The organism is Burkholderia sp. BKH01 (assembly GCF_025685725.1).
GTDB classification, from domain to species: domain Bacteria; phylum Pseudomonadota; class Gammaproteobacteria; order Burkholderiales; family Burkholderiaceae; genus Burkholderia; species Burkholderia pyrrocinia_C.
In genome coordinates this window covers 155,101-179,991 of the sequence record NZ_JAOTQT010000006.1, presented here as the reverse complement: position 1 = coordinate 179,991, position 24,891 = coordinate 155,101, and the positions used below count along the sequence as shown (strand labels likewise).

16 protein-coding genes and 4 pseudogenes are annotated in these 24,891 nt (G+C 62.3%); 11 read left to right on the top strand and 9 right to left on the bottom strand.

All coding sequences use genetic code 11. The features are described 5' to 3' along the window. Positions 1–33: 33 nt before the first annotated feature. The 3 genes from OEJ37_RS12710 to OEJ37_RS12700 are packed head-to-tail and all read left to right on the top strand — an operon-like array spanning position 34 to position 3,342. Positions 34–1,170, top strand: a complete 1,137-nt coding sequence (locus OEJ37_RS12710) for a glycosyltransferase family 4 protein (protein ID WP_263344456.1) — start codon at positions 34–36, stop codon at positions 1,168–1,170. Between the two features lie 15 nt (positions 1,171–1,185). Next, positions 1,186–2,208 (top strand): UDP-glucose 4-epimerase GalE, encoded by a 1,023-nt coding sequence (gene galE / locus OEJ37_RS12705; protein ID WP_174420065.1) that lies wholly within the window; start codon positions 1,186–1,188, stop codon positions 2,206–2,208. Between the two features lie 27 nt (positions 2,209–2,235). Then, complete coding sequence (locus tag OEJ37_RS12700; RefSeq protein ID WP_263344455.1) at positions 2,236–3,342, top strand: MraY family glycosyltransferase; 1,107 nt, start codon at positions 2,236–2,238, stop codon at positions 3,340–3,342. 44 nt (positions 3,343–3,386) lie between these two features. Here OEJ37_RS12700 and OEJ37_RS12695 read toward each other — a convergent pair whose 3' ends face one another. Then, positions 3,387–5,714: a protease pro-enzyme activation domain-containing protein gene (locus tag OEJ37_RS12695; protein ID WP_244130738.1), complete on the bottom strand. Its 2,328-nt coding sequence runs from the start codon at positions 5,712–5,714 to the stop codon at positions 3,387–3,389. 179 nt (positions 5,715–5,893) lie between these two features. On the opposite strand from OEJ37_RS12695, the pseudogene OEJ37_RS12690 reads away from it, so the two are divergent. Further along, positions 5,894–6,121 (top strand): annotated as a pseudogene (locus tag OEJ37_RS12690) (glycosyl transferase); the annotation flags it as partial. A 54-nt stretch (positions 6,122–6,175) separates the two neighbouring features. Here OEJ37_RS12690 and OEJ37_RS12685 read toward each other — a convergent pair. Then, positions 6,176–8,536 (bottom strand): protease pro-enzyme activation domain-containing protein, encoded by a 2,361-nt coding sequence (locus tag OEJ37_RS12685; RefSeq protein WP_263344453.1) that lies wholly within the window; start codon positions 8,534–8,536, stop codon positions 6,176–6,178. Positions 8,537–8,973: 437 nt separating this feature from the next. Here OEJ37_RS12685 and OEJ37_RS12680 point away from each other — a divergent pair. The 3 genes and pseudogenes from OEJ37_RS12680 to OEJ37_RS12670 form a co-directional block, all read left to right on the top strand. Next, a pseudogene (locus tag OEJ37_RS12680) lies at positions 8,974–9,106 on the top strand (UDP-glucose 4-epimerase); the annotation flags it as partial. A gap of 27 nt (positions 9,107–9,133) precedes the next feature. Then, positions 9,134–9,634: pseudogene (locus OEJ37_RS12675) on the top strand (MraY family glycosyltransferase); the annotation flags it as partial. A 235-nt stretch (positions 9,635–9,869) separates the two neighbouring features. Then, positions 9,870–10,793: a hypothetical protein gene (locus OEJ37_RS12670; RefSeq protein ID WP_263344452.1), complete on the top strand. Its 924-nt coding sequence runs from the start codon at positions 9,870–9,872 to the stop codon at positions 10,791–10,793. 74 nt (positions 10,794–10,867) lie between these two features. Here the strand turns inward: OEJ37_RS12670 and OEJ37_RS12665 are convergent, their stop codons facing one another. The 4 genes from OEJ37_RS12665 to OEJ37_RS12650 are packed head-to-tail and all read right to left on the bottom strand — an operon-like array spanning position 10,868 to position 15,602. After that, positions 10,868–12,760 (bottom strand): polysaccharide biosynthesis protein, encoded by a 1,893-nt coding sequence (locus tag OEJ37_RS12665; protein WP_174420061.1) that lies wholly within the window; start codon positions 12,758–12,760, stop codon positions 10,868–10,870. 12 nt (positions 12,761–12,772) lie between these two features. Continuing rightward, positions 12,773–13,789 (bottom strand): MraY family glycosyltransferase, encoded by a 1,017-nt coding sequence (locus OEJ37_RS12660; protein WP_254624645.1) that lies wholly within the window; start codon positions 13,787–13,789, stop codon positions 12,773–12,775. A gap of 5 nt (positions 13,790–13,794) precedes the next feature. Further along, positions 13,795–14,760 (bottom strand): UDP-glucose 4-epimerase family protein, encoded by a 966-nt coding sequence (locus tag OEJ37_RS12655; RefSeq protein WP_174420059.1) that lies wholly within the window; start codon positions 14,758–14,760, stop codon positions 13,795–13,797. Next, positions 14,757–15,602: a glycosyltransferase family 2 protein gene (locus OEJ37_RS12650; protein ID WP_175918997.1), complete on the bottom strand. Its 846-nt coding sequence runs from the start codon at positions 15,600–15,602 to the stop codon at positions 14,757–14,759. The genes OEJ37_RS12655 and OEJ37_RS12650 overlap by 4 nt, the downstream gene beginning before the upstream one ends. A gap of 318 nt (positions 15,603–15,920) precedes the next feature. On the opposite strand from OEJ37_RS12650, the gene gmd reads away from it, so the two are divergent. The 4 genes and pseudogenes from gmd to OEJ37_RS35120 form a co-directional block, all read left to right on the top strand. Next, positions 15,921–16,955 (top strand): GDP-mannose 4,6-dehydratase, encoded by a 1,035-nt coding sequence (gene gmd / locus OEJ37_RS12645; RefSeq protein WP_152863488.1) that lies wholly within the window; start codon positions 15,921–15,923, stop codon positions 16,953–16,955. A gap of 6 nt (positions 16,956–16,961) precedes the next feature. After that, positions 16,962–17,858, top strand: coding sequence for an NAD-dependent epimerase/dehydratase family protein (locus tag OEJ37_RS12640; protein WP_174420056.1), 897 nt, complete (start codon positions 16,962–16,964; stop codon positions 17,856–17,858). Between the two features lie 229 nt (positions 17,859–18,087). Further along, positions 18,088–19,212: an acyltransferase family protein gene (locus tag OEJ37_RS12635; protein ID WP_174420055.1), complete on the top strand. Its 1,125-nt coding sequence runs from the start codon at positions 18,088–18,090 to the stop codon at positions 19,210–19,212. A 151-nt stretch (positions 19,213–19,363) separates the two neighbouring features. Next, positions 19,364–19,484 (top strand): annotated as a pseudogene (locus tag OEJ37_RS35120) (IS3 family transposase); the annotation flags it as partial. A 115-nt stretch (positions 19,485–19,599) separates the two neighbouring features. On the opposite strand, the gene OEJ37_RS12630 reads toward OEJ37_RS35120, so the two are convergent. From OEJ37_RS12630 to OEJ37_RS12620, 3 genes are read right to left on the bottom strand one after another with little or no spacing between them, the layout of a single operon-like run. After that, positions 19,600–21,999, bottom strand: coding sequence for a glycosyltransferase family 4 protein (locus tag OEJ37_RS12630; protein WP_263344451.1), 2,400 nt, complete (start codon positions 21,997–21,999; stop codon positions 19,600–19,602). Beyond that, complete coding sequence (locus tag OEJ37_RS12625; RefSeq protein ID WP_263344450.1) at positions 21,996–23,780, bottom strand: glycosyltransferase family 4 protein; 1,785 nt, start codon at positions 23,778–23,780, stop codon at positions 21,996–21,998. The genes OEJ37_RS12630 and OEJ37_RS12625 overlap by 4 nt, the downstream gene beginning before the upstream one ends. A gap of 19 nt (positions 23,781–23,799) precedes the next feature. Then, positions 23,800–24,867, bottom strand: a complete 1,068-nt coding sequence (locus OEJ37_RS12620; RefSeq protein ID WP_174420052.1) for a class I SAM-dependent methyltransferase — start codon at positions 24,865–24,867, stop codon at positions 23,800–23,802. Positions 24,868–24,891 lie beyond the last annotated feature (24 nt).

Genomic DNA, 24,891 nt, shown 5'->3' with positions numbered 1-24,891 from the left:
GGCATTTTCGACGCTTTATTTTTTCTTTTTTTCATGTCCGCCACCTCTTCGCTGCGCATCGCGCTCGTCTGCAACACGGCCTGGGCGATCTACACGTACCGCCACGGCCTGATCCGTGCGCTCGTCGCGCGCGGCGCCGAGGTCATCGTGATCGCGCCGCACGACCGCACGGTGCCGCTGCTCGAGCAGATGGGCTGCCGCTACGTGGCGCTCGCGGTCGCGTCGAAAGGCACGAGCCCGCGCGAGGATCTCGGCACGCTCGCCGCGCTGGTGCGTCGCTACCGCGCGCTGCAGCCCGATCTCGTGTTCCACTACACGATCAAGCCGAACATCTACGGCTCGATCGCCGCATGGCTCGCGCGCGTGCCGTCGATCGCGGTGACGACGGGGCTCGGCTACGTATTCATCCAGAAGAGCCGCGCGGCGAGCGTCGCGAAGCGGCTGTACCGGTTCGCGTTCCGCTTCCCGCGTGAAGTCTGGTTCCTGAACCGCGACGATCTCGCGACGTTCACCGACCAGCAGCTGCTCGCGCATCCCGACCGCGCGCGGCTGCTGCACGGCGAAGGCGTCGACCTCGAACAGTTCGCGCCCGTGCCGCTGCCCGCCGGCGACGCGCCCGTCTTCATCCTGATCGGCCGGCTGCTGTGGGACAAGGGCGTGCGCGAATATGTGGAGGCCGCACGCTTCGTGCGGGCCCGCTACCCGAACGCGCGCTTCCAGCTGCTCGGGCCGCTCGGCGTCGACAATCCGAGCGCGATCGGCCGCGCGGATGTCGACGCGTGGGTCGGCGAAGGCATCGTCGAGTATCTCGGCGAAGCGCACGACGTGCGCCCGCATATCGCGGCCGCCGACTGCGTCGTGCTGCCGTCGTACCGCGAAGGCGTGCCGCGCACGCTGATGGAAGCCTCGGCGATGGGCCGCCCGATCGTCGCGACCGACGTGCCGGGCTGCCGCGACGTCGTCGCCGACGGCGAAACGGGCTTCCTGTGCCACGTGCGCGACAGCGCGAGCCTCGCGGAGCAACTGCTCCGCATGATCGAACTCGGAACGGCCGGACGCGACGCGATGGGCGCGCGCGGCCGGCAGAAGGTCGCGGCGGAATTCGACGAGCAGCAGGTCGTCGAACGCTACCGGCAGACCATTCATTCGTTGACAGGTATCACCCTCTGAAGGAGCGCATCAACAATGACCGCTAAAGGCACCATCCTCGTCACCGGCGGTGCGGGCTACATCGGCTCGCACACGGCCGTCGAGCTGCTCGACAACGGCTACGATGTCGTGATCGTCGACAACCTCGTCAACAGCAAGGCCGAGTCCGTGCGGCGCATCGAGCAGATCACGGGCAGGAAGCCCGCGTTCCACCAGGTCGACGTGTGCGACGAAGCCGCGCTCGCGAAGGTGTTCGACGCGCACCCGATCACCGGCACGATCCACTTCGCGGCGCTCAAGGCCGTCGGCGAATCGGTCGCGAAACCGCTCGAGTATTACCAGAACAACATCGGCGGCCTGCTCGCCGTGCTCAAGGTCATGCGCGAGCGCAACGTCAAGCAGTTCGTGTTCAGCTCGTCCGCGACCGTATACGGCGTGCCCGAGCGCTCGCCGATCGACGAATCGTTCCCGCTGTCCGCGACCAACCCGTACGGCCAGTCGAAGCTGATCGCCGAGCAGATCCTGCGCGATCTCGAGGTATCGGACCCGGCGTGGCGCATCGCGACGCTGCGCTACTTCAACCCGGTCGGCGCGCATGCGAGCGGGCTGATCGGCGAGGATCCGGCCGGCATCCCGAACAACCTGATGCCGTATGTCGCGCAGGTCGCCGTCGGCAAGCTGGAAAAACTGCGCGTGTTCGGCTCCGACTACCCGACGCCGGACGGCACGGGCGTGCGCGACTACATCCACGTCGTCGATCTCGCGAAGGGGCACATCGCCGCGCTCGACGCGCTGGCGAAGCGCGACGCGAGCTTCGTCGTGAACCTCGGCACGGGCCAGGGCTACAGCGTGCTGGAAGTCGTGCGCGCGTTCGAGAAGGCATCGGGCCGCCCCGTGCCGTACGAGCTCGTCGCGCGCCGCCCGGGCGATATCGCCGAGTGCTACGCGAACCCGCAGGCCGCGGCCGACATCATCGGCTGGCGCGCGACGCTCGGCATCGAGGAAATGTGTGCCGACCACTGGCGATGGCAGGAGGGCAACCCGCGCGGTTTTGTATAATCCGCTGTCCATTTTTCGAGCGATCCCATGCTCAGCTTCGCGTCCGGCTTCATCGTCTCCCTGCTCGTCACGCTGTTCATCGTGCGCTACGCGCACCTTCACGAGAAATTCTCGGTCGACAGCGATCTGGCCGGCGTGCAGAAATTCCACGTGCGGCCCGTGCCGCGCGTTGGGGGCATCGGGATCCTCGCCGGGGTCGTCATTGCCGCGTCGATCCTGTCGCGGCGCTATCCGACGATCGCCGGCAGCATTCTGGGGATCGCCGCATGTGGGCTGCCGGCGTTCCTGTCCGGCCTCGTCGAGGACCTGACCAAGCGCGTGTCGCCGCGTGCGCGGCTGCTGTGCACGATGGGCGCGGCCGCGCTCGCGTTCGGGGTGATGGGTATCGCGGTCAAGCGCATCAGCGTGCCGCCGCTCGATTTCCTGCTCGGCTACGTCGCCATCTCGGCGTTCATCACCGTGCTCGCGGTCGCGGCCCTCGCGAATGCGATCAACATCATCGACGGCTTCAACGGACTCGCGTCGATGGTCAGCTTCATGATGTTCGCGTCGCTCGCGTACGTGGCGTTCCATGTCAACGACCCGGTCGTGATGTCCGCGTCGATCATCATGATGGGCGCCGTGCTCGGCTTTTTCCTGTGGAACTTCCCGGCCGGGCTGATCTTTCTCGGTGACGGCGGCGCGTATTTCATCGGGTTCATGCTCGCGGAACTCGCGATCATGCTCGTGATGCGCAATCGCGAAGTGTCCGCGTGGTATCCGGTGCTGCTGTTCATGTACCCGATCTTCGAGACCTGCTTCTCGATCTACCGGAAGAAATTCATCCGCGGGATGTCGCCCGGCATTCCGGACGGCGTGCACCTGCACATGCTCGTGTACAAGCGGCTGATGCGCTGGGCGGTCGGCACGAAGCACGCGCATGATCTGACGCGCCGCAACTCGCTGACGTCGCCGTACCTGTGGCTGCTGTGCCTCGTCGCGGTGATACCCGCGACGCTGTTCTGGCGGCACACGGTGCACCTGTTCGTGTTCGTCGTGCTGTTCGCGCTGACCTATGTGTGGCTGTATCTCAGCATCGTGCGGTTCAGGGTGCCGAGGTGGATGGTGGTGAGGAAGGAGAAGCGCGGGCATTGAGCGTGGCGGACGGCCAGCGTGATGGCGCTGGCCGGAATCGTCCCCTAGCCTCCCGCCGTATTCGTGCTCCAGTTTGGTACTTGCGTATAGATCACGACGTTACCGTCGTCCTGAACGTAAGTGGCTCCACCGGGATATCCACTCGTGCCGGAATACCAGAGCGGCGTCCCTGTCGAACTGTAGACGACCAGATTGCCGTCCGTTTGCATCACCGCAAAGGCGCCCGGATGATTGTAGGTACCCGAACTCCACTGCGCAACGCCCTGGCGAATCAGCACCAAATTGCCGTCGCCCTGCATGACCAGCGCGTTCATACCATTGCCTGAAATAAAACTTTGGCCGCTACCGAGGGCGATGCCGCCCTTCCAGACGGCCGGGCCGCTCGTGGAGTTCGTATATCCGCTGGCAGCGGTCGATGTGGCAAATACCGGCACGGACGATCGGTAGATCACCATGTTGCCGTCGTCCTGCACGGCAAGAGACTGACCGTAGGACGCCCCGCCGGTCGCCGAGTACCACAGCGCGTTGCCGCTCGCGCCGTAGACCACGAAATTGCCATCGGCCTGAAACACGGCATACGCTCCGGCGTTTCCATACGTGCGGGAACTCCACACCGCGGCACCATTGGTCGTGTTGTAAAGCACGAGGTTGCCGTCGTATTGCATGACCAGCTCATGGCTTTTGGAAGCCGAATACACGACTTGCCCCGGCCTGAGCATCGTACCTTCGTTGAGCACGCCGCCGTAGATCGGGGCCGTCGGAACGCATATCGCGGAATACAGCACGCTGACGTTCGGCGAGCCCCAGCCGGTCACGAAATCCCATCCCGAACCCGCACTGTATGCGCCATTCGAACCGTTGGTGATATCGCGAAAGCTCGATGGGGTCGTGGTTTTAGCGCTATACAGCGTGGGCGCCGCGAAACCGAGATTCGTCGCGCAGGCACCGGACAGCATGCGCGCCCAGGTCGCGGCAAACAGCGGCGCGGACAGGCTCGTCCCGCCCACTATCTCGAGTTGTCCTCCCACGATGACTGCTTCGCCGCTGTTCGGATCGCCATCGAACGCAAGGTCCGGCATGCCCCGAAAAGCGCGCCCCTTGAGCGCCGGAACGTTCAACTGCCACGATGGAATCGGCTCGATGCCACTGATGCCGCCCCCGCTGGAGCCCCAGGCCGTCTCGCCCGCGTAGCTGCCGTTCCCGTTCGTATAGAGCGTGGTGCCCCCAACGGCCACGACATACGGGGACGTCGCCGGGTATTGCACCGACGTGCCGGTGCAGCCGTACGCCACGCTGCCTGAATCCCCGGAACTGACCGCGAAAGTCTGCCCTTGCGCGACGGCGAGCTGGAACAGCGTGTCGATGGCCGCCGTCGGCGCCCAGTTCTCGCAACCGCCGATCGACATGTTGATGACCCGGGCGGTGTTGTCGATCACGGCGCGATTGATTGCAAGCGCCATATCGCTCCAGGCAAACGATGACGCAACGTAGAAATTGAGCTGCTTGACGCCGCCGGACATCCCGACGATGGCCTGACTATCGAGCGACCATTCGACGTTCGCGCTCGTGTTCGCGCTCGACAGTCCGGCATGGATCACCGAAACGGGTACGGCGGGCAGATGGTTGTTGCTCACGAACGTCGCCAGGTCGATGACAGGCTGCGTCACGTCTCCTTCGGCAATGATGCCGACCGTGGTGTTGGCCGCCGTCGGGGTGCTGCCGACGGAATAGATGCCGGGAAGGTCCGTCGGGTTGTGACCCACCGTGACCGCGGAAGTAGTCGGCGACGCATTTGCGGTCGGCGCAGCGCCCGCATTGGACGCGCGCACGAAATTCGGATGCAGGCGAGTCGCGGTATCGAGCCCGAGAACCCCTTGAACGACCCCGCTGATCGCATCGGGCATCGTCTCCGGGGCGGTATTGATATGCGTGCTGGTGCCGTCCGCCATCGCGACCGGGACGAGCGACGTCTGGAACACGCCGGATATCACGCCGGCCGGGGCATCGGCTTCGACGATCATGTTGTTGTCGGCCACCTTGATGTTCGTGAAGCCCTTACTTCCCAAATAGGCCTTCACGGTGGCGACCTGGCCCGCGGTGGGCGCGTACTGCGCGGCAATCTGCGCGGACGTCAGCATGGCCCCGAAGCTGGCGCTGCCGGGCGTTCGCGCTTGCTGCAGAAAGCGGTTCAACCCGGCTTCGTCATTCAGTTTGAGCACCAGCGCGACATGGACCGGCGCCGTTGCGCTCATCGGCGCCGCGCTCACCGCGTTGCCCGTGGCTCGCAGCGCCGACAGTTTGCCGGCCTGCGCCGTGGCCACCGCCGGACTTGCGTCGTCGCCGCCGCCACAGCCTGCAAGCGCGAGCACCATGAGTGCCGCGCTCATTCCCCTAGCAATATGTTCCGCTTTCATCGGATTGGTATCGAACGTAGATTTTTTATTCAGTTTTTCACATCGTTCTTTACGGCAATCGCACGGCTATCTTGAGGAAAACATATGCAGAGATCGGCCGACAGTCAAATGACGCTGACGTATCGAGCCATGCGCCCGGCGGGCAGATATTCCAAGTGCGGCCCGTGCCGCGGGTCGGAGGGATCGGGATCCTCGTCGGGGTCGTCATTGCCGCACCGATCCTGCTCGGGCGCTATCCGACGATCGCCGGTAGCATTCCGGGCATCGTCGCCTGCGGGCCACCGGCGTTCCTGCCAGGCCTCGTCGAGGGCCTGACCAAGCGCGTGTCGCCACGTGCGCGGCTGCTGTGCACGATGAGCGCGGCCCGCCCGCTGGTGACGGGGCCGTGACGGTGCGATCGCGAATCGACGAGTGAAATACTAGGTCCCTGCGGTATTCGTGCTCCAACGCGGCAGTTGCGTATAGATCACGACGTTACCGTCGTCCTGAACATAAGTGGCCGCGCCTGAATCCCCACTGGTGCCGGAATACCAGAGCGGGACGCCCGTCGAACTGTAGACGACCAGATTGCCATCCGTTTGCATCGTCGCAAATGCGCCCGGATGACTGTAAGTACCCGAACTCCACTGCGCAACGCCCTGGCGGAGCAGCACCAAATTCCCGTCGCCCTGCATGACCAGCACGTTCGCGCCATTGCCTGAAGTAAAACTTTGGCCGCTGCTGAGGGTGATGCCGCCCTTCCAGACGGCCGGGCCGCTCGTGGAGTTCGTATATCCGCTGGTAGCGGTCGATGTGGCAAATACGGGGACGGACGATCGGTAGATCACCATGTTGCCGTCGTCCTGCACGACGAGATACTGGCCGTAGGACGCGTTGTTGGTCGCCGAGGACCACAGCGCGTTGCCGCTCGTGCCGTAGACCACGAAATTGCCATCGGCCTGGAACACGGCATACGCTCCGGCGTTTCCGTACGTGCGGGAACTCCACACAGCGGCACCATTGGTCGTGTTGTAAAGCACGAGGTTGCCGTCGTATTGCATGACGAGTTCATGGTTCGTGGACGGCGAGTACAGTGTTTGCCCCGGGTTCAGTGATGTACCTTCATTCACGACACCGCCGTAGATGGGAGACGTTGGAGCGCATATCGCGGAATGCAGGACGCTGATATCCGGCGAGCCCCAGCCGGTGACGAAGTCCCATCCCGGACCGGCGCTGTATGCGCCGTTCGTACCGTAGGAGACGTCGCGAAAGATGGCCGGAGTCGTTGCTTGAAAGCTGTATAAGGTGGGCGCGGCGAATCCCGGAGCCGTCGCGCAAGCGCCGGAGAGCATGCGCGCCCAGGTTGCCGCAAACAGCGGCGCGGCCAGGCTCGTACCTCCGACGGTCTGCAGTTGTCCACCGACAATGACCTGCGCACCGCTATAGGGATCGGCATCGAACGCAAGATCCGGGACGCCCCGATAGGCTCGCCCATTGAGTTGGGATACGTTCGACTGCCAAGCGGGAATGGGCTCCACGACGCTGATGCCGCCACCGCTACCGTCCCAGGCCGTCTCGCCGGCGTAGCTTCCGTTCGCGTTCGTGTACAGGCTTGTGCCGCCCACGGCTACGACATAGGGAGAGCTTGCCGGGTATTCCACCGAGGTGCCGGAACAGCCGTAGCCAACGCTGCCTGAATCCCCCGAGCTGACCGAAAAAGTCTGTCCTTGTGCTACGGCGAGTTTGAGCAGCGCATCGACCGATACCGTTGGCGCCCGGCTCTCGCATCCGCCGATGGACATGTTGATGACCCGGGCGGTATTGTCTGCCACCGCCAGATTGATGGCGGAAGCCATATCGATCCACGAGAACGATGACGCAACGTAGAAATTGATTTGTTTGAGGCCGCCGGACATTCCGACAATGCTCTGGCTATCGAGCGACCACTCCACGTTCGCGCTCGTGTCGGCGCTTGGTATCCCGGCATTGATGACCGAGACGGGTACCGCGGGCAGTTGGTTGTTGCTTTCGAAGGTAGTCAGGTCGATAAGCGGCTGTGTCAGGTTTCCTTCGGCAATGATTCCCACCGTGATGTTGCTGGCCGTTGGTGCGCTGCCGACGGAATAGATGCCGGGAAAAGCCGTTGGGTTATGACCTACCGTGATTGCTGCCGTCGACGGCGCGCTTGCATTTTGCGCACCGCCCGCGAGCGGAAGCCGGACGCTGTGCGTATGCAAGCGGGTCGCCGTATCCAGTCCTAGAACCGATTGAACAACCCCGCCGATCGCATCGGGCACCGTCTCTGCGGTGAGGTTGACATGCGTCCGACTGCCATCCGCCATCGCAACCGGCACCAGCGTCGTCCTGAACACGCCGGATACCACATTGGCGGAGGCATCGGCCTCGACGATCATGTTGTTGCCGGCTACCTTGATGTTAGTGAAACCATTACTTCGCAGGTAGGCCTTCACGGTCGAGACCTGCTCGGCCGTGGGAGCGTACTGCGCGGCGACCTGCGCCGAGGTCAGCGCGGCTCCGAAATTGCCGCTGCCACGAGTCCTGGCTTGCTGCAGGAATCTATCCAATGCGATTTCGTTGTTGAGCTTGAGTACCAGCGCAACATGCACGGGCGTCGTGGCACTCAACGGCGCCAAACCCACAACATTGCCTGCGGCCCGCAGTTCCGACAACTTGTACGCCTGCTCGGTGACTGCCGTCGGGCTGTCGCCGCCCCCGCAGCTTGCAAGCGCGAACACCGCAAGTGCCGCGATCACCGATCTGGCAATGTGCTCGGTCTTCATCGGAATGGTCTCTGCTCTGGATTGGTTATTTAAATTTTTTACTGTTCCTTTCCTTATTTCGGCATCCGATCATTGATAGGTGTTCTCGCCGGTACCGGTGTGCGCGGCGGATACAGGAGGTGCCAACTTAACGCGAATATTGCCGAGACCACCGCGCCCGCCCAATCGAGCCTTATTCCTATTATTAAAAATATGCGGGAATCAACCAACAGTCAAATACGCTTGGTCGATATGCGCAGAGGCGAATGGATTAAGCTATGTCTTAATTCGAATAATGTCGTCGCGCGAATGCGACGCACCGGCAAAGCGCCGCTCGCCGTGTCCGGCTCATCGGGTAAAAAGTGCCTTCGTGGCCCCGCGAATTCTCAACATAGAAGGCCTAAGGTTCGGAGCAAGCCACCAGATCTCCGTGGAAGACCGAGCACGCTACCCGGTGCGACATCGCCGAGTGCTACGCGAACCCGCAGGCCGCAGCCGACATCATCGGCTGGCGGCGCGACGCTCGGCATCGGGGAAATGTGTGCCGACCACTGGCGATGGCAGGAGGGCAACCCGCGCGGTTTTGTATAATCCGCTGTCCATTTTTCGAGCGATCCCATGCTCAGCTTCGCGTCCGGCTTCATCGTCTCCCTGCTCGTCACGCTGTTCATCGTGCGCTACGCGCACCTTCACGAGAAATTCTCGGTCGACAGCGATCTGGCCGGCGTGCAGAAATTCCACGTGCGGCCCGTGCCGCGCGTTGGGGGCATCGGGATCCTCGCCGGGGTCGTCATTGCCGCGTCGATCCTGTCGCGGCGCTATCCGACGATCGCCGGCAGCATTCTGGGGATCGCCGCATGTGGGCTGCCGGCGTTCCTGTCCGGCCTCGTCGAGGACCTGACCAAGCGCGTGTCGCCGCGTGCGCGGCTGCTGTGCACGATGGGCGCGGCCGCACTCGCGTTCGGGGTGATGGGTATCGCGGTCAAGCGCATCAGCGTGCCACCGCTCGATTTCCTGCTCGGCTACGTCGCCATCTCGGCGTTCATCACGGTGCTCGCGGTTGCGGCCCTCGCCAACGCGATCAACATCGTCGACGGCTTCAACGGGCTTGCGTCGATGGCCAAACACGCAGACACGCGTCGAGGCACTAGTTAGTGGTCGATCGACGAATTGTAATCTGTCGAAATCTGCACGACTGCCGATTCCCGCATCGCGCGATCCGTTGACTGCCGTGATGAATATAATAAACCTCAAGCAGACAGACACACGATTTGTCGACAACAAACCCCGTTCCAGCACCCGCTCGCTACGACTCGAACCCGTGCATCGTTTTATTCGTTCGTGCCGAAGGTGCATGACGAAATCATTCCGTCAAAAAATGCTCAACCATTTCATTACCCCAAGATTCAAGAACATTCCTCGAGACATCGAGAAACCGCTTGCAGTCATGCACATCCCGAAGAGCGCAGGTACGTCGGTCCTTCGGGGTATTTCCGAAGCGCTTCAATCTCCCGCAGATGTATCAGGCTTCGACCGGTCGTTGCTGGGGGCATTTGATGGTTTTTCCGAGTTCAGTCCCGAAATCGCACGCACCGTCTATCTCGACACAAATAAAATGCCAGACGCCCGTCTTGCAATGGGTCACTTTTCCCGAAGTACACTGGCAAACAGGTATCGAAATGCGCAATTACTGACCTTTCTTCGAGAGCCGCAGACTCGCCTCCTATCCCACTGGGTATACTGGCGAGCCACACCTGGCGAACATCTTGCGCTCTGGGGAGGCTGGCGCGACTGTGTCGAGATATCGCACGGATCCCTCAAAGCGTTTCTGACAGATCCACGCATTGCATGCCAAACAGACAACATCGTGACACGCATGCTGCTTTGGCCCGATCAACGCTTCGGCAATGACGCGTTTATCACGCCGAATCAGGACGCCTCACTCCTGAAAAGTGCACTCAAGCAACTCGATACCTTTGCTTATTGCGACATCATTGAAAACGCGTCATTTCGAGATGGTTTGAGTAAGTGGCTGGGCGCCGACTTACCCATGGAACATCTCAATTCCACTGAGCGTGTACCAAGCAACCTCAGATTGCGTCTCGACAAGGAACTCGATTCCGGGACAATGGCACTGCTTAACGCTCGATGCAGGCTGGATACATGTCTCTGGTCCGCTCTGGCCAAGCGACGGCTCAAAAGTATAGACATTCGCTCGCTTGAACGGCAGACCGCCATGCAAGCCATCGCACGATATGGGGCGTTGCTGGCGCCGTGATCGCAGTATCAGTGCGCGACCGCGTTGTTCCCAAAGGACAGTCCGCACGATGATCGACATGCGTTGGGATTGCACTATCTCCGCGCGACGCCCGTCGATGAGGATGATGCCGATACGCTTTGCAAGAGAGGCGCAACCGTCGACTGATACTCCGGCACCCAGCGCCGCAAGTCGCGCCGCACTTCGTCGTCGCTCAGCACGCGGTGCTGCATCAGCCATGGCAGCAATTCATCGAGCAGGTTGTCCGGCACTTCGCGCGCGCGCGCGATCCGCAGTTTCGGATGAGGCGTGCGCGTCGTCGCCTCGTCGTCCGCGAGCAGTTCCTCGTAAAGCTTCTCGCCCGGCCGCAACCCGGTGAACTCGATGCGGATCTGCTCTTCCGAGAAACCGTACAGGCGGATCAGGTCGCGCGCGAGATCGACGATCTTCACCGGTTCGCCCATGTCGAGAATGAAGATCTCGCCTCCATGCCCCATGCTCGACGCCTGCAGCACGAGCTGCGACGCTTCCGGGATCGTCATGAAGAAACGCGTGATCTCCGGGTGCGTGACCGTCACCGGGCCGCCCTTCGAGATCTGCTGCTGGAACTTCGGGATCACGCTGCCCGCGCTGCCGAGCACGTTGCCGAAGCGCACGGTCTCGAACTGCGTGCGCCCGCTCGTCTGCTGCAACGCCTGGCAGGCCATTTCGGCGAGGCGCTTGCTCGCGCCCATCACGTTGGTCGGATTGACGGCCTTGTCGGTCGAAATCAGCACGAAGTGACGCACGTCGTGACGGATCGCCGCGCGAGCCACGCGATACGTGCCGAGCACGTTGTTGCGCAGCGCCTGCCATGCGTTGTGCTCCTCCATCAGCGGCACGTGCTTGTAGGCGGCTGCATGGAACACGATATGCGGTGCATGGCGCGACATCACCTGGTCGAGCAGCAGCGAATCCTTCGCGTCGCCGATGATCGGCAGGACCGGCAGGTCGGGGAAGCGTTCGCGCAGTTCCTCGGTCAGCCGGTACATCGCGTACTCGGACAGGTCGAACGCGACAAGCTGCGCCGGTGCGAAGCGCAGGATCTGCCGGCACAGCTCGGAGCCGATCGAGCCACCCGCGCCCGTCACCATCACGACGCGGCCGCGCAGCAGCGCCTCGACGTGCGGCGTGTCGATCGTCACGGCGTCGCGGCCGAGCAGATCCTCGAGATCGATGTTCCGCACCTGCGACAGGAAGCCCTGCCCCGGCATCAGCGCGGTCAGCGAAGGCAGCACCATCGCCTTCACGCCGGCCCGCACGCACAGCGTCGCGACGCGACGCTGCGTTTCGACGGAGGCCGACGGAATCGCGATGATCGCGTACTCGACCTTCATCGCGTCGGTCCAGTACTTCAGGTCGTTGAACGAGCCCAGCACCTTGTAGCCGTAGATTTCGCGGCCCTGCTTCGTGACGTCGTCGTCGAGCAGGCCGACGAGGCGCCATTCGCCGGAGCGCGACAATTCGCGCGCGAGACTCGCACCGGCAGTACCGGCGCCGAGCACCAGCACCGGCTTGCCCTTCCCGACCAGGCCGCCGTAAAGGTAATACTCCTTCGTCGCGCGATACAGCGCACGCGCGCCGCCCATCGCCAGGAACAGCATCAGCGGCTGCAGGAGCAGTACCGAGCGCGGAATGATCGGCGCCGGCTGGAACATCACCGCGCCGATCATCACGATCACGCCGCCGCCGACCACCGCCTTCGCAATGCGCATAAGGTCGGGCAGGCTCGCGAACACCCACAGCCCACGATACAGGCCGAACCCGTGGAACATCAGCGCGTACACAGGCAGCACCCACGTCAGCGCCATCAGTGCGCCGCTCAGGAAATCATGCGGAACGCTGCCATTGAAACGAACGAGATAAGCGAACAACCATGCAGCGACAACCGCCGTCAGGTCGAACAGGAAAGCACTCAGTGACAGCCAGGATGCCTTGGATCGCAACATCTGCGGGAAACCTCAAGAGTTGTTTTCGGCGGCCGACTGAAACCGGCGCCAACGCATGTCGATCAACCATCCGAACCATGCCAGGACGCCATACCATGCGAAGAACGACAGCCATTGCTGCAGTTCGGGGCGGCCCTTTGCCCACACGGCGACAATTATGCCCGCGAGCATGATGAGGTACCAATAAAGAGCGGTCCGACGGTGACCTACGCCCGATCGGACCATCCTCTGATAATAGTGCTCGCGATGCGCCTGCCAGAACTTTTCTCCGCGTAACAAGCGTCTCGAAAGTGTTACAGATGCGTCGGCAATAAAGGGGGCGAACACCATCGCGGGAAACCAGATCGGCCAGACGCCGGTACGCCAGCCCCAGTAGCCCAGCGCGCCGGCCAGGAATCCCAGCGGAATCGAGCCCGCATCGCCCAGGAACAGCCGGGCCGGATGGAAATTGAGCAGCAGGAAGCCCAGCGCCGCGCCGGCGACCGCCGCGCCCGCCACGACGAGATCGGGCGACGCCTGCGCGCCATTCAGCGCCGCGACCGCGTACCCGCCGAAACCGAACAGCGCCATGCCGCCCGCGAGGCCGTCGGCACCGTCCATGAAGTTGTACAGGTTCGTCAGCCAGACCATCGCGAAGCCCACGCCGGCGAGCAGCCACCAGGGCGCGTCGGCCGGAAAGACGACGATCAGTGCGACGACTGCCGCGAGGTGTGCCGAGAACCGCACGCGGGCCGGCAGCCCGCGCCGGTCGTCGATCTGCGACATTGCGGCCAGCCCCGCGGCGGCGATGGCGATCAGCCACAGTCGCGGCGCCAGCGCCAACAGCGCAACGACACATACCGGCACGATGCCCCATCCGCCGACGCGCGGCGTCGGCAGCGAATGGAGCGAACGGTCGTTCGGAATGTCGGTGGCGAGGCGCCAGGCGAGGCCGGTCGCGAGCAGCATGCGCAGGATGGCCGTCGATGCGATGGCGGCGACCAGCGCCACCACGACCGCAGCAGGCCATGTGGAAATCGGGAAATGCATGTCGACTATTGTTGTGTATCGCGCGAACGATACCATGCGGCGGTCGCTTCGAGGCCCTGGCGGGTCGTATAGGGCGGATGCCAGTCGAGCACGCGCTTGATCCGGCCGGTATCGAGTTGAAGGCTGCCCGTCAGGCGATCGATCGCCGCGCGGCGGCCGGTCAGCTTCCCGAGCGCACGCAAGAAGGCCGGTGGTACCGCGATCAGCCGCGCCGGCCTACCGAGCGCGTCGCCGACGAGACGCAGCAGGCCCGTGACCGACGGCGCGTCGTCGTCGGCGACGTGAAAGCATTCGCCGGCCGCGCGCGGGTCGAATGCACAACGCAGCAGCGCATCGGCGAGGTTTTCGACGTAGACGATGCTGCGCCGCGCGGGGACGGAACCGAGCGGCAGCGGCATACCGCGCGCAACCGCGTCCATCATCCGCAGGAAATTCGCGCGCACAGCCGGGCCGTAGACGAGCGGCGGACGAACGACAACGACATCGAGCCCGGCCGATGCGCCGAATCGCGCGAGTTGCTGCTCCGCACGCAGCTTCGAGCGGCCGTAGGCATCCTGCGGATCGGGTTCGAAAGCTTCCGACAGCGGCACACCGCCGTCGCCCTCGCCGACCGCCTTGATGCTGCTCGCGAACACGATGCGGCGTACACCGTGGTTGCGCGCCGCCTCGGCGAGACGCAGCGTGCCCGTGACGTTGGTCGCGTCGAACGCCGCGTCGGGATCGGGCGACTCGTCGCGCATCACGTGCACGCGGGCGGCCAGATGAATGACGCAATCGGCAGCCAGGTCGGCAGGCCATCCTTCGTCGAGGCCATCGAAATCGGCGCCGCCGTGCACCCATTCGCGCACGCCGTCGACGCAGCCGCCCGGACGTCGCACCAGTGCGGTGACGGTGTGCCCGGCATCCAGCGCGCGACGGCAGACGGCACGGCCGACGAAGCCGTTCGCGCCGGTGACGACGAGATGACTCACCACAGCCTCCAGCCGAAGCGGTTGTAGAACTTGAAGGCCGATGCGGCGAACATGCGGATGTGCGCGAAACCCTTGCGGGAAGCACCGCCGCCGTGATGGATCACGCGGACCGACGGGACGTAGGCGACGCGGGCGACGTCATGGGTGCGCAGGCTGAGGTCGTAGTCTTCGAAGTACAGGAAGTAGCGCGGGTCGAAACCGCCGAGTTTCTTCAGGACGTCGGTGCGGAACAGCATGAAGCAGCCGCTGACGATGGGTGGATCCCAGACGATATCGCGGTCGTTGATGACGTCGCGCATTTCGTAGTTTGCAAGACGACCGGCAAACCATCGGCGCATGCGTGCGGGCAGGAAACCGCGGACGAGCAGGTCGAGCAACGCTGGATAGCGGCGACAGAGATATTGCTGATCGCCCGTGTCGTGGCCGATCCACGGCGCCACCAAACCGGTATCGGGGGACGTGTCGAAGAATTCGCAGCCGATAGCGAGCGCTTGCAGGTCCAGATCGATGTCCGGGTTCAGTATCAGATGGAAGCGCCCGGTAGTTTGCCTGATGGCGAGATTGTGCCCGCGACCGTAACCTATGTTGCCGTGCCCCGTCAGCAACCGGCAATCGATGCCATGCTCACGCAGCCGATCGGTCATCACGCGCACGTCGCCAAGGCCGCCATTGTCGACCAGGAACAATTCGACCGGGCGCCCTGCCGAGACGGCACGCATGCGTTCGCACGCGGCCCCCAGGCTCGCGAGCGTCTGCTCGAGCAAGGCGATATCGGGTTTATAGACGACGAGGGAAACCGACAGTCCGCAATTGGAAGGAGGCGACGCGCTTGTATGGTTCATGCAGGCTTCGATTGCGCGCTGGCGTTGGATTGGCCAACGTTAGAGATATCAGGGATTCGTTGCAGACCGATGTGACCCGGGTTCCGGCTCCGGATCACGCGGGCGCGCGCGCCAATTGTAACCTTCGCCGGCCCATCGCTGCGGAACAGCGCTTCTTGGGTGATAGAATTCGTCCGATGCTGCCGGCTGGACATTCGCTGTCCTGACGCAGGCGAGCGCCGGTCGCTGCTGTCGACTCGACGCGTTCCCGAAGCAGGTACGCGCTCCGGTATGTAGCGGTGTACCGAAACCTTAATACACGAACCAACCGAATATCAAATGACTGTTGCAATTATCACCGGCATTACAGGCCAGGATGGGGCTTACCTCGCACAGCTTCTCCTTGAGAAAGGCTATACCGTGTATGGCACTTATCGCCGTACGAGTTCGGTGAACACTTGGCGGATCGAAGAGATCGGCGTTGCCGGCCATCCCCAGCTTCACCTCGTCGAATACGATTTGACCGATCTCGGATCCAGCATCCGCCTGCTTCAGACCACGCAAGCAACGGAAGTCTATAACCTCGCGGCGCAAAGTTTCGTCGGCGTCTCGTTCGACCAACCCACGACCACCGCACAGATCACCGGCCTTGGTGCGCTGAACCTGCTCGAAGCAATTCGCATCGTCAATCCTGCGATTCGCTTCTACCAGGCCAGCACGTCCGAGATGTTCGGCAAGGTCCAAGCCGTCCCGCAGACGGAAACCACCCCGTTCTATCCCCGCAGCCCGTACGGTGTCGCCAAGCTTTATGCACACTGGATGACGGTCAATTACCGCGAAAGCTACAACATCTTCGGCGCCAGCGGCATCCTGTTCAATCACGAATCGCCTCTGCGCGGGCGGGAATTCGTCACGCGCAAGATCACGGACAGCCTTGCCAAGATTCGCCTCGGCAAACTCGACGTGCTGGAACTCGGCAACCTCGACGCCAAGCGCGATTGGGGGTATGCGAAGGAGTACGTCGAAGGCATGTGGCGCATGCTCCAGGCCGAACGCCCCGATACGTACGTGCTCGCCACGAATCGCACCGAGACCGTTCGCGACTTCGTGTCCATGGCTGCCCAAGCGGCGGGCTTCGAGCTTGCCTGGCAAGGTAGCGGCGAACAGGAAACCGGTGTCGACGCGCGGTCAGGCAAGACGATCGTCAGGATCAGCCCGAAGTTCTACCGGCCGGCCGAAGTCGATTTGCTGATCGGCGATCCGGCCAAGGCGCGCGAGGAACTCGGCTGGGAGCCGAAAACGACGCTTGAGCAGCTTTGCCAGATGATGGTCGAGGCGGATATTCGCCGGAACGAAGCCGGGTTCTCCTTTTAAGCAAGCATGGCAAAAGTCTTCGTAACAGGGCTGGATGGATTTACCGGCCGCTACCTGGCGGAAGAGTTGACTCAATTCGGCCACGACGTGTGTGGTGTCGTTCGGTCGAAGAAAGTGGATATGCCATGGCGAGCGCACGTATGTGATCTGCTCGACCGCGAAGGCCTTGCCCAGACGCTGTCCGCCGAAAAACCCGACGCGGTCGTGCATCTTGCGGCGATCGCATTCGTGCAGCATGGCGACGTCGGGGGGATCTACCAGACCAACGTCGTCGGCACCCGCAACCTGCTTGATGCGCTCGAGCATGCCGGGTGCCGCCCCCGGTCGGTATTGCTCGCGAGCAGTGCCAACGTCTATGGCAACAGCGATCGGGAAATACTCGATGAAAACGTCCCGCCAGCGCCGGTAAACGATTACGCGATCAGCAAGTACGCGATGGAACTGGTTGCGCGGATGTGGGCGGGAAAGCTTCCGATCGTCGTCGCAAGACCGTTCAATTACACGGGCGCCGGGCAGGACGACAAATTCGTGCTGCCGAAGATCGTTCGCCATTTCCGCGACAAGGCACCCCGAATCGAGTTGGGCAATCTACACGTCATTCGCGATTTCTCGGATGTTCGCTCGGTGGTGTCCGCGTACCGCCGGCTGATTGAAGGCGATTTTGCCGGACGCACTTTCAACGTTTGCTCCGGTGTCGGACATTCACTTCACGATGTTCTGTCCATCATGCAGGAGTTGACCGGACAGGCTCCGGAGATATGCGTCAACCCGCAGTTCGTGCGAGAAAACGAGGTTATCAAGCTGATCGGAAATTGCGCGGAGCTCGAGCGAGCGATCGGACGCGTCCAACCCATTCCGTTGAAGACGACGCTGGCATGGATGCTCGAGAATTCACCGGGATAATCCGGTAAGGGCTGCGGCGTCGACAAGGGGGTGAGCCGCATCCCGTGGCTCCGTCCCGGCATGCCACGTCGTGATCCCGCGCCATCCAGCCTTCGGCGCTTCCCCGCCAAGGCCGACGTCGGCCGGCCGGAGCGCGACGTTGGCGCCCGTCTCTTGAACTGCCTGGTGATCGCGGGCGCGACGACACACGCACCGCCCCGGGAAAACTTCAGGCATCCGCAGGATCGAAATGAGAAACACACAACTTGATGGCCTCAGAGGTTGGGCCGCGTTATCGGTGGCGATTTATCACGGCATCAATATTCCGTCGAAAGCCGCTCACGAAGCACTGATGCTGCCCATGCAGGCGCAAACTTCCGCCCATGCCGTTGCCACCAAGTTGCTCGTATCGACTTTCAACGGAAGCCTCGCCGTCGTCATCTTTTTTGTGTTGAGCGGTAAAGTATTGCTCGAGTCGCTGATGCGGTCTCGGAAAAGCATCCCCGAGAGTTCAATCGATTTTATGATCAAGCGAATTCTCCGCATCTATCCCCCGCTCTGGGTAGCACTCGCCGCCTATGTGCTCATGTTCTTCGTCATGGATAGATTCGCGGGTTGGGGGATGGGGCCGGACCTGCACCTCGTCCTGGTCAACGCGACTTTGACCAAGATCACGATGTACGGCGTGGCCTGGACATTGATTGTCGAACTATTGGCTGCCCCGCTGATCTTGATCGCCGCATGGTCTTACAGAAAACATGGAGCTCAGGCGCTCGTCATCCTGCTTGCCCTGCTCCTGCTATTCAAAGACAGCCCGATTCTCGGCTTTCTGCCATATTTTTCGACGTATGCGTTTCTTTTTGCACTGGGCTTCCTCACTTGCACCAATTTCGGAAAGCAACTGGCCAAGGACGTACCGGGTGTGAACGCTTCGATCGTCATGCTGCTGATGATCTACGGTGTCTTGTTTACTCAATACGATTCGCCCAATGTCGTCATCTTCCAGGGAATTACTGCGTTCCTGCTTATCGCCCTGATATCCGAAGACAAGGATACCTGGCCAAAGCGCTTCTTCAATCTGCCGGTATCTCAGTTCCTCGGAGATATTTCATTCAGTCTCTACCTGCTGCATCCGCTGGGCCTCGAACTGCTCGAGCATTGGGCTGACCGACTCACCGGAAACGGCTTCCGAGAGCACTATCTCGCCTCCGGCATTGTCATTGGAATCCTGACCCCCGTGCTCACGATCCCGATTGCCGCACTAATGCACCGATACGTCGAGACACCGAGCATAAAGCTCGGGAAATTCACATCGGAGAAGATTTGTGGCGTCTTGTTTGGAAACAGCATCAAGACGACAAACAACATGCAATGACTCCGGATACGGAACGCGCTGAATCGACTCTCCAGCAGAGCACGCTGCGATAATTCTGCAGAAGCGCGTTCCAGATCGCTATGCGTGCGACGGAGACGAGCATGCCGATCCAGCGCTGCTCTCTTCCCCACGCCGCCGTTCGCGATTCCAGGAAACGTGCCCTCAAGCCCGCCTGGATATCGTCATTGGGTTGAGGGTGATTACAATCGGCAACGCCTGCATACCTCGATCGACCACCTTACCCCGTCGACCAAGAGGCCAGGTTGATCGCGCATGAGTTGCTGTACGTGAAAACAAGGCAGGGACACCCAGCCCGTGGTCGACGCTGCGCAGAGCGACGACGAGCGCCGCTTGCCCCAGCCCCGACCATCAAGCCAGATCAACTCCTTAGCCGACGCACTCCGCGATTCGCGCCTCGATTGCCGAGCCGTAATCGGCCCAACCGAAGATCTTGCGATCGAGCGCAGCTCGCGTCAGGCGGCGACGCAACTCCGGCTGCGCGGCCAGCTGCTCCATCGCCGTTGCGAGCGCATGTTCGTCAAGCATGTTCACGGTCATGCAACCGCCCCCTTCCGCGAGTTCGGCCATGACCCCCTCGGAATGGCACAGACTGGGTGTGCCCATCCAAAGGCTCTCCATGATCGGCAACCCGTAGCCCTCCACAATCGACGGATAGACGGTAAAGGCGGCGCGACGAAACTCATCGGCGAGCGCCTCATCAGTCAGCAAGCCGGTCCATTTGATACTTGGATCTTCTTCCATCATATGCTGGAGCCATGCAATCAGGTCGTCCGCTTCGGCGAAACGATGACCGACCAGAACGAGTTGCAACGGCAGATCCGGGCGACGCGCTCGCAGCAACCGATAGGCCTCCACCAATGTACGGTGGTTCTTGCGAGGTTCGATGCTGCAGACACAGAGGATCGTCAGCACCCCGTCACCGGGCTCGTCGGCGAATGCCTGCACACGCGGCCTGGCGCCGAACTGGCCCGGCAGATAAACGGCGTCTCCCGACGGGCATGGAAGTCCGACCCGCGCGGCATAACCCTGGAATTCCTTGAGACTCTCGCGCGAAATCGACCAGATGGCATCGAACGAAGCCAGTGCCTCCAGGTAGCCGGGAAACTTCTCGACGACCTCTCGCGCACAAAACGGGGGATGCGAAATCGGGATGACATCGTACAAAATGCCACTGACAACGAAATTTCGCGCGCGCGCCCATAAAACCCGCTTGTGGACCGTACCGTCCAGCGCGACCTCGGGGAAAAAGAATACGGGCGCCGCCTTGCCTTCACCGTTACCGAACACCTTCAGGTAATTTTCGACAGTTCCGAACACGTCTCGCAACGAGACGTGCGCCGGGCCGTCGTAGGCCGCCAACGTTTCCCCCTCGCCATCGGTGAGCAGTCGATAGCCTTCGATGCCCGGATCCCAGCGCACGAATACCGGCATCACCCCGACTGAACCCTGAAGCGCTCGGCACAAACGCCGTGTGACGCGAATCACGCCAGGGTTGGCAGGATCGATCGAAGAATTGCTGCAATCCACCAGCACCAGTCTCGGCGTTGCCGCCGCGGCGGATTCCGCAGGACGCGTTTCGCCCGCCGGCTGATCCGCAATGCGCGCCAGTGCCGACAAGTATTGGTCAAGCGTCGCTTTCCAACCAAAGGACGCACGAAACCGCTCGAACCGCGCCTCGGTCAGATGAGACGGCACGCCCTGCGTCAAAATGCGCACGGCCTTGTAAACCATGTCGTCCGGTTGACCACAGAGTTGCCACGGATCCGCAATGACCTCCGGGTGGGCGCCCAGGCTGAATGCAAGTACCGGGCGACTCAACCACTGCATTTCCGCCAATGGCAAATTAAAGCCTTCCCAGAGCGACACGGTCATGCCCAATTCGCACTGGCGCATGATCTCGTTGAGTGCGGCATCACCGACGAAACCGAGAAATACAACCGCATCGGCGATTTTCTCGGGCACCGCGAATTCTCCCTCGCGCGCCAGCACCAGCAGCCTCGCTTCAGGAACGCTCTCGTGGATACGTTCGAATACCTGCAGACCGACCGGGCCATTCTTGTAGCCCAGCGCCTCGAAACGCCCAAGCAGCATCACCGGCTTGAAACCGGTCGCGACGAGCGTCCGTACGCGACTCAATGCCGCGTCATCGACATGACCGCCGTCAGGCGCGCCGAACAGGGAGCTCTGAAGGTGATCGGCGCCAAGCAGGATCGTCTCCACGCCCTCCGCGCTGCCCCTGTCCGGCAGGGTCTGGGTTTCGCGAATGAACGCGCTGATCGGCAGGACCGCGCTGAATCGGGGGAGTTCGCGCGCCCGGATGCGCCGCAGTTCGCGCTGCGTCGGCAGCGCGCCCTCCGGCATGCCGTCCTGAGGAACCGCGCCGGCGTCGATGAAGACGGACTTGGCGCCGCGCTCGGCACAAACCGACGCAGCCGAGAAAAAGGGCCAGCCGCCAACAATGACAACATCGGGACCCTGCTCGGCAAACATCTGATTCCAGCGTTCACGCAAATGCTCGGCCGCGCTCTCCTCCGCGGACACGATCGACAGACGCCCGACGTCGTCCCATACCTGCAACGCGGGCGAAACCTGTCGAACCGCGGCCTCGTCACAGCGCAGGCACACGAACGTAACAAGATGTCCTTGCCGCACCAGGCTTTGGCCCAGCACCAACAGGAGACGATCCACCCCGAAGCGCGGCAACAGGCGCTCGTTGCAGATAACGAAGTGGCGCCTCCGTACCTGATCTACTTTCGTCAAATTCATGGCCAAATGTCCGGGCAAGGGATATGGAAGGACGCTTGCGGCGCGATTGCCGCAAGCATGTCGGCGGCGCCTCGCGAATTCCACGCACGAGGCAATGCCGCAGGATCGACCGCGACGCTTGCCAGCAGGCCCCGGACGTCGGCAACGGACGCGACGGCACGAACGCCACCGAACTTGTGTCCTACCATCGCCAGGGGTTTGCATTCGGCGGAGACAATGATCGGCAATCCCCAGCGGATGGCCTGCAATGCCGCCGCAAACTCGATGTCCTCGCTCCAGTTCCAGAAGGCGGCAGCGTCGGCCCACGCGTCCGCCGGCAACCAGTCGTGCCACAGCAAGCGCACGCGTCGCCCTGCGCCAACCTCGTCTTCCGTCTGATGGAGCGACTGCACCGCATCGACGGTTTCACTGCCCGGCGCGCCACCCGCGCACAGCACCACCGGTTCGTCGGGCAATGAGCGCGGATTCGCCAGCACGTCCTCATAGACGTCAAGCAAGCGTGCGACTGCGGCTTCTTCCGCATATCCTTCGCGACGAGCCACGTTCCTTTGGCCCTCTTCGCGCGCGCGCTCGGGGGCGTCGATGTATGCCTGCATGGCTTCGGCAAGCCGGTCCGGAGCCGATGGCGGCACGAGCATCCCCGTCTTTCCCGGCTCGATCAACGCGCCGATGCCACCCACGTCCGTCGCCAGTTGCGCCATCCCTGCCGCCATCGCCTCAAGAAGCGATACAGGCTCGTTCTCGGGCCACCGCGAAGGCAACACGATCACGTCACTGGCGCCCATCAATTCAATGATCCGGTCGCGCGGCACGCGCCCCAGGCACTGGACGGTCTCGCTGAGCCCCAATTCGGCAATCTGACGCCTGATGTCTTCGAGCAAGTGGCCGTCACCCGCGATGGTGAGCGACCAGCGCCCTTTCAACGACACGTCACCAGCCAGACGTTTCGCCGCTTCGATGAGATCGGGAATCCCCTTGTGCTCCCCCATGTAGGCGACGCACAGAAAGCGGGTCGCCGCAGAAGGCACGCGCTTCATTTCCCGAAACGGGCGGAGATCGATGCCGTTCGAAATCACGAAGGTTCGCTCGCGCTGGGCCGCGCCCGCTCGCACGTATGCGTCGGCGAGGGAAACGCTCGGTGACACGAGCGCCGAAGCGTGCCCGAGACACCAGTTGACATAGTCACGCCGCAAACGCATCGGCACCGGGTGCGCCAGATCATGCGGGCGAATCGATGCGCTGCAATGGGTTCCGCACTCTTCCGTGTTGCCGCAGATCGAACCGTCGTCGCGAAGCTTCGTGCCGCGGTAGCAAACCCCCCACAGGTCGTGGAGCGTGACCACCACCGGAATGCCTCGACGACGCGCCAATGGAATGAGATGCATCCCGAGACCGGCCATATTGTGAAAGTGGACCAGGTCTGGCTGCTCCGAATTCAATATGGCCCTGAAGTGCTCAGCAACGCGGTCGTTCCTGAAATTGTCGTTGGCTTCGAACGATGTCACGCTGGTGCGCCACACCACCATCCCGTCGTCGTCCTCCCGATCGAGACGTCCCCGGGCATCTGCGTTTTCCGCAATTCTTCCCGCAAATACGACCACGTCGCAACCGCTCGCCGCAAGGCCGAGCGCCTGTCGCCGAGCCACGACCTCCGCGCCGCCCAACACGTGGGGCGGAAATAGATTGCTGACGATAAGGATTCGCCTGCGGCGCTTCTTGATATCTGAAAGCACGATTGGATCTTCTAATGACGGGTACGCATGCCGGTTGCGATTCAGCACGCCGGCTTCCCGTTGGCACTCATTGATGTTCGTCCATCGATCCCAAGCGGATCGCGGACAGCTCGAATTCGAAGCACTGGCCGTTGCGGCGACCACGAACAGGCACTTCGACCTGCCCGAATCCGGATTCTTCGAGCAATTTCGTGAGACTTTCGGGTGTCAACAGGTTGAAATGGAAATCGCCGTTGTAATCCTGACTTCCGAACAATACCTCGCGGAAGTCATCGAACGAGTAGCTTCCTGCCGCGACCCCCTTGAGCATCGCGTCGCCATCGGGCACGATCGCGCGCAAGCGTCCACCGGGTTTCAGCATGGACCGCCAGTGCGGCAACAATCGCCGACGCAATTCCTCTTGCGGAAAATGCTCGACGAGATGCGATGAAAACACTTCGTCGACACTCCCCTTGTCGAAAGGCAGGCCGCCGACATCGGCCACCACGTCCACGCCCGGAACCTCACGGGCGTCGACATTGATGTACTCCGGCATCGCGATGTGACCACACCCCAGATTGACCTTGAAGCTACCCGCGGCCCTGGCCTGTTCCACTTTGCCCGGCGCCAACACCTTCGCGACGACATCACTCGACACGGCGCCCGGGCTGGCGTTGCGTCCGGCGCCGTAACTCAGTTCGTACATCATTTCGCGACGCACGAATTCGACGCGATCGAGCAAGTAGCGCAAGGTCTCGTCGACTTGGGCACTGCGCTGCGCCATGTCTTGTCGAAGACCGTCGATCGACTTCGCAGAGCTGTTCGCCACTGATTCAAAGCGCTTTTCGACCGCCGTCGCGATAACCGGGTCGAGCCGCGCTTCGATGTCCGACAGATGCGTGAGCCGATTGTCGATTCCGCTCATGTCATTGCGCACCCGCAACCAGACCTTGGTCAGGTCGTCGATCGTCCGCTGGCTTCGGCCGCACTCCTGCTTCAGGCGATCCGTGGTCGCAAGCGACGATCGAAGTTCGTTCTCGATATGCTGGAGCCGAGGCTCGATCAAGATCAACGGCCGATTCAAGCGAAACAGCAACGGACCCAGTAAAGGTCGCGCAAAGCGTTTCACGGTTTGCTTCAGTTGGTCCACAGTCATAAGGTGCTCCGAATTGCGTTTGAG

Coding starts and splice junctions, on each gene's coding strand:
- OEJ37_RS12710 (WP_263344456.1), top strand. CDS start 34: ATGTCCGCCACCTCTTCGCTGCGCATCGCGCTCGTCTGCAACACGGCC.
- galE (WP_174420065.1), top strand. CDS start 1,186: ATGACCGCTAAAGGCACCATCCTCGTCACCGGCGGTGCGGGCTACATC.
- OEJ37_RS12700 (WP_263344455.1), top strand. CDS start 2,236: ATGCTCAGCTTCGCGTCCGGCTTCATCGTCTCCCTGCTCGTCACGCTG.
- OEJ37_RS12695 (WP_244130738.1), bottom strand. CDS start 5,714: ATGGTGCTCGCGCTTGCAGGCTGTGGCGGCGGCGACGACGCAAGTCCG.
- OEJ37_RS12685 (WP_263344453.1), bottom strand. CDS start 8,536: ATGAAGACCGAGCACATTGCCAGATCGGTGATCGCGGCACTTGCGGTG.
- OEJ37_RS12670 (WP_263344452.1), top strand. CDS start 9,870: ATGACGAAATCATTCCGTCAAAAAATGCTCAACCATTTCATTACCCCA.
- OEJ37_RS12665 (WP_174420061.1), bottom strand. CDS start 12,760: ATGTTGCGATCCAAGGCATCCTGGCTGTCACTGAGTGCTTTCCTGTTC.
- OEJ37_RS12660 (WP_254624645.1), bottom strand. CDS start 13,789: ATGCATTTCCCGATTTCCACATGGCCTGCTGCGGTCGTGGTGGCGCTG.
- OEJ37_RS12650 (WP_175918997.1), bottom strand. CDS start 15,602: ATGAACCATACAAGCGCGTCGCCTCCTTCCAATTGCGGACTGTCGGTT.
- gmd (WP_152863488.1), top strand. CDS start 15,921: ATGACTGTTGCAATTATCACCGGCATTACAGGCCAGGATGGGGCTTAC.
- OEJ37_RS12640 (WP_174420056.1), top strand. CDS start 16,962: ATGGCAAAAGTCTTCGTAACAGGGCTGGATGGATTTACCGGCCGCTAC.
- OEJ37_RS12635 (WP_174420055.1), top strand. CDS start 18,088: ATGAGAAACACACAACTTGATGGCCTCAGAGGTTGGGCCGCGTTATCG.
- OEJ37_RS12630 (WP_263344451.1), bottom strand. CDS start 21,999: ATGAATTTGACGAAAGTAGATCAGGTACGGAGGCGCCACTTCGTTATC.
- OEJ37_RS12620 (WP_174420052.1), bottom strand. CDS start 24,867: ATGACTGTGGACCAACTGAAGCAAACCGTGAAACGCTTTGCGCGACCT.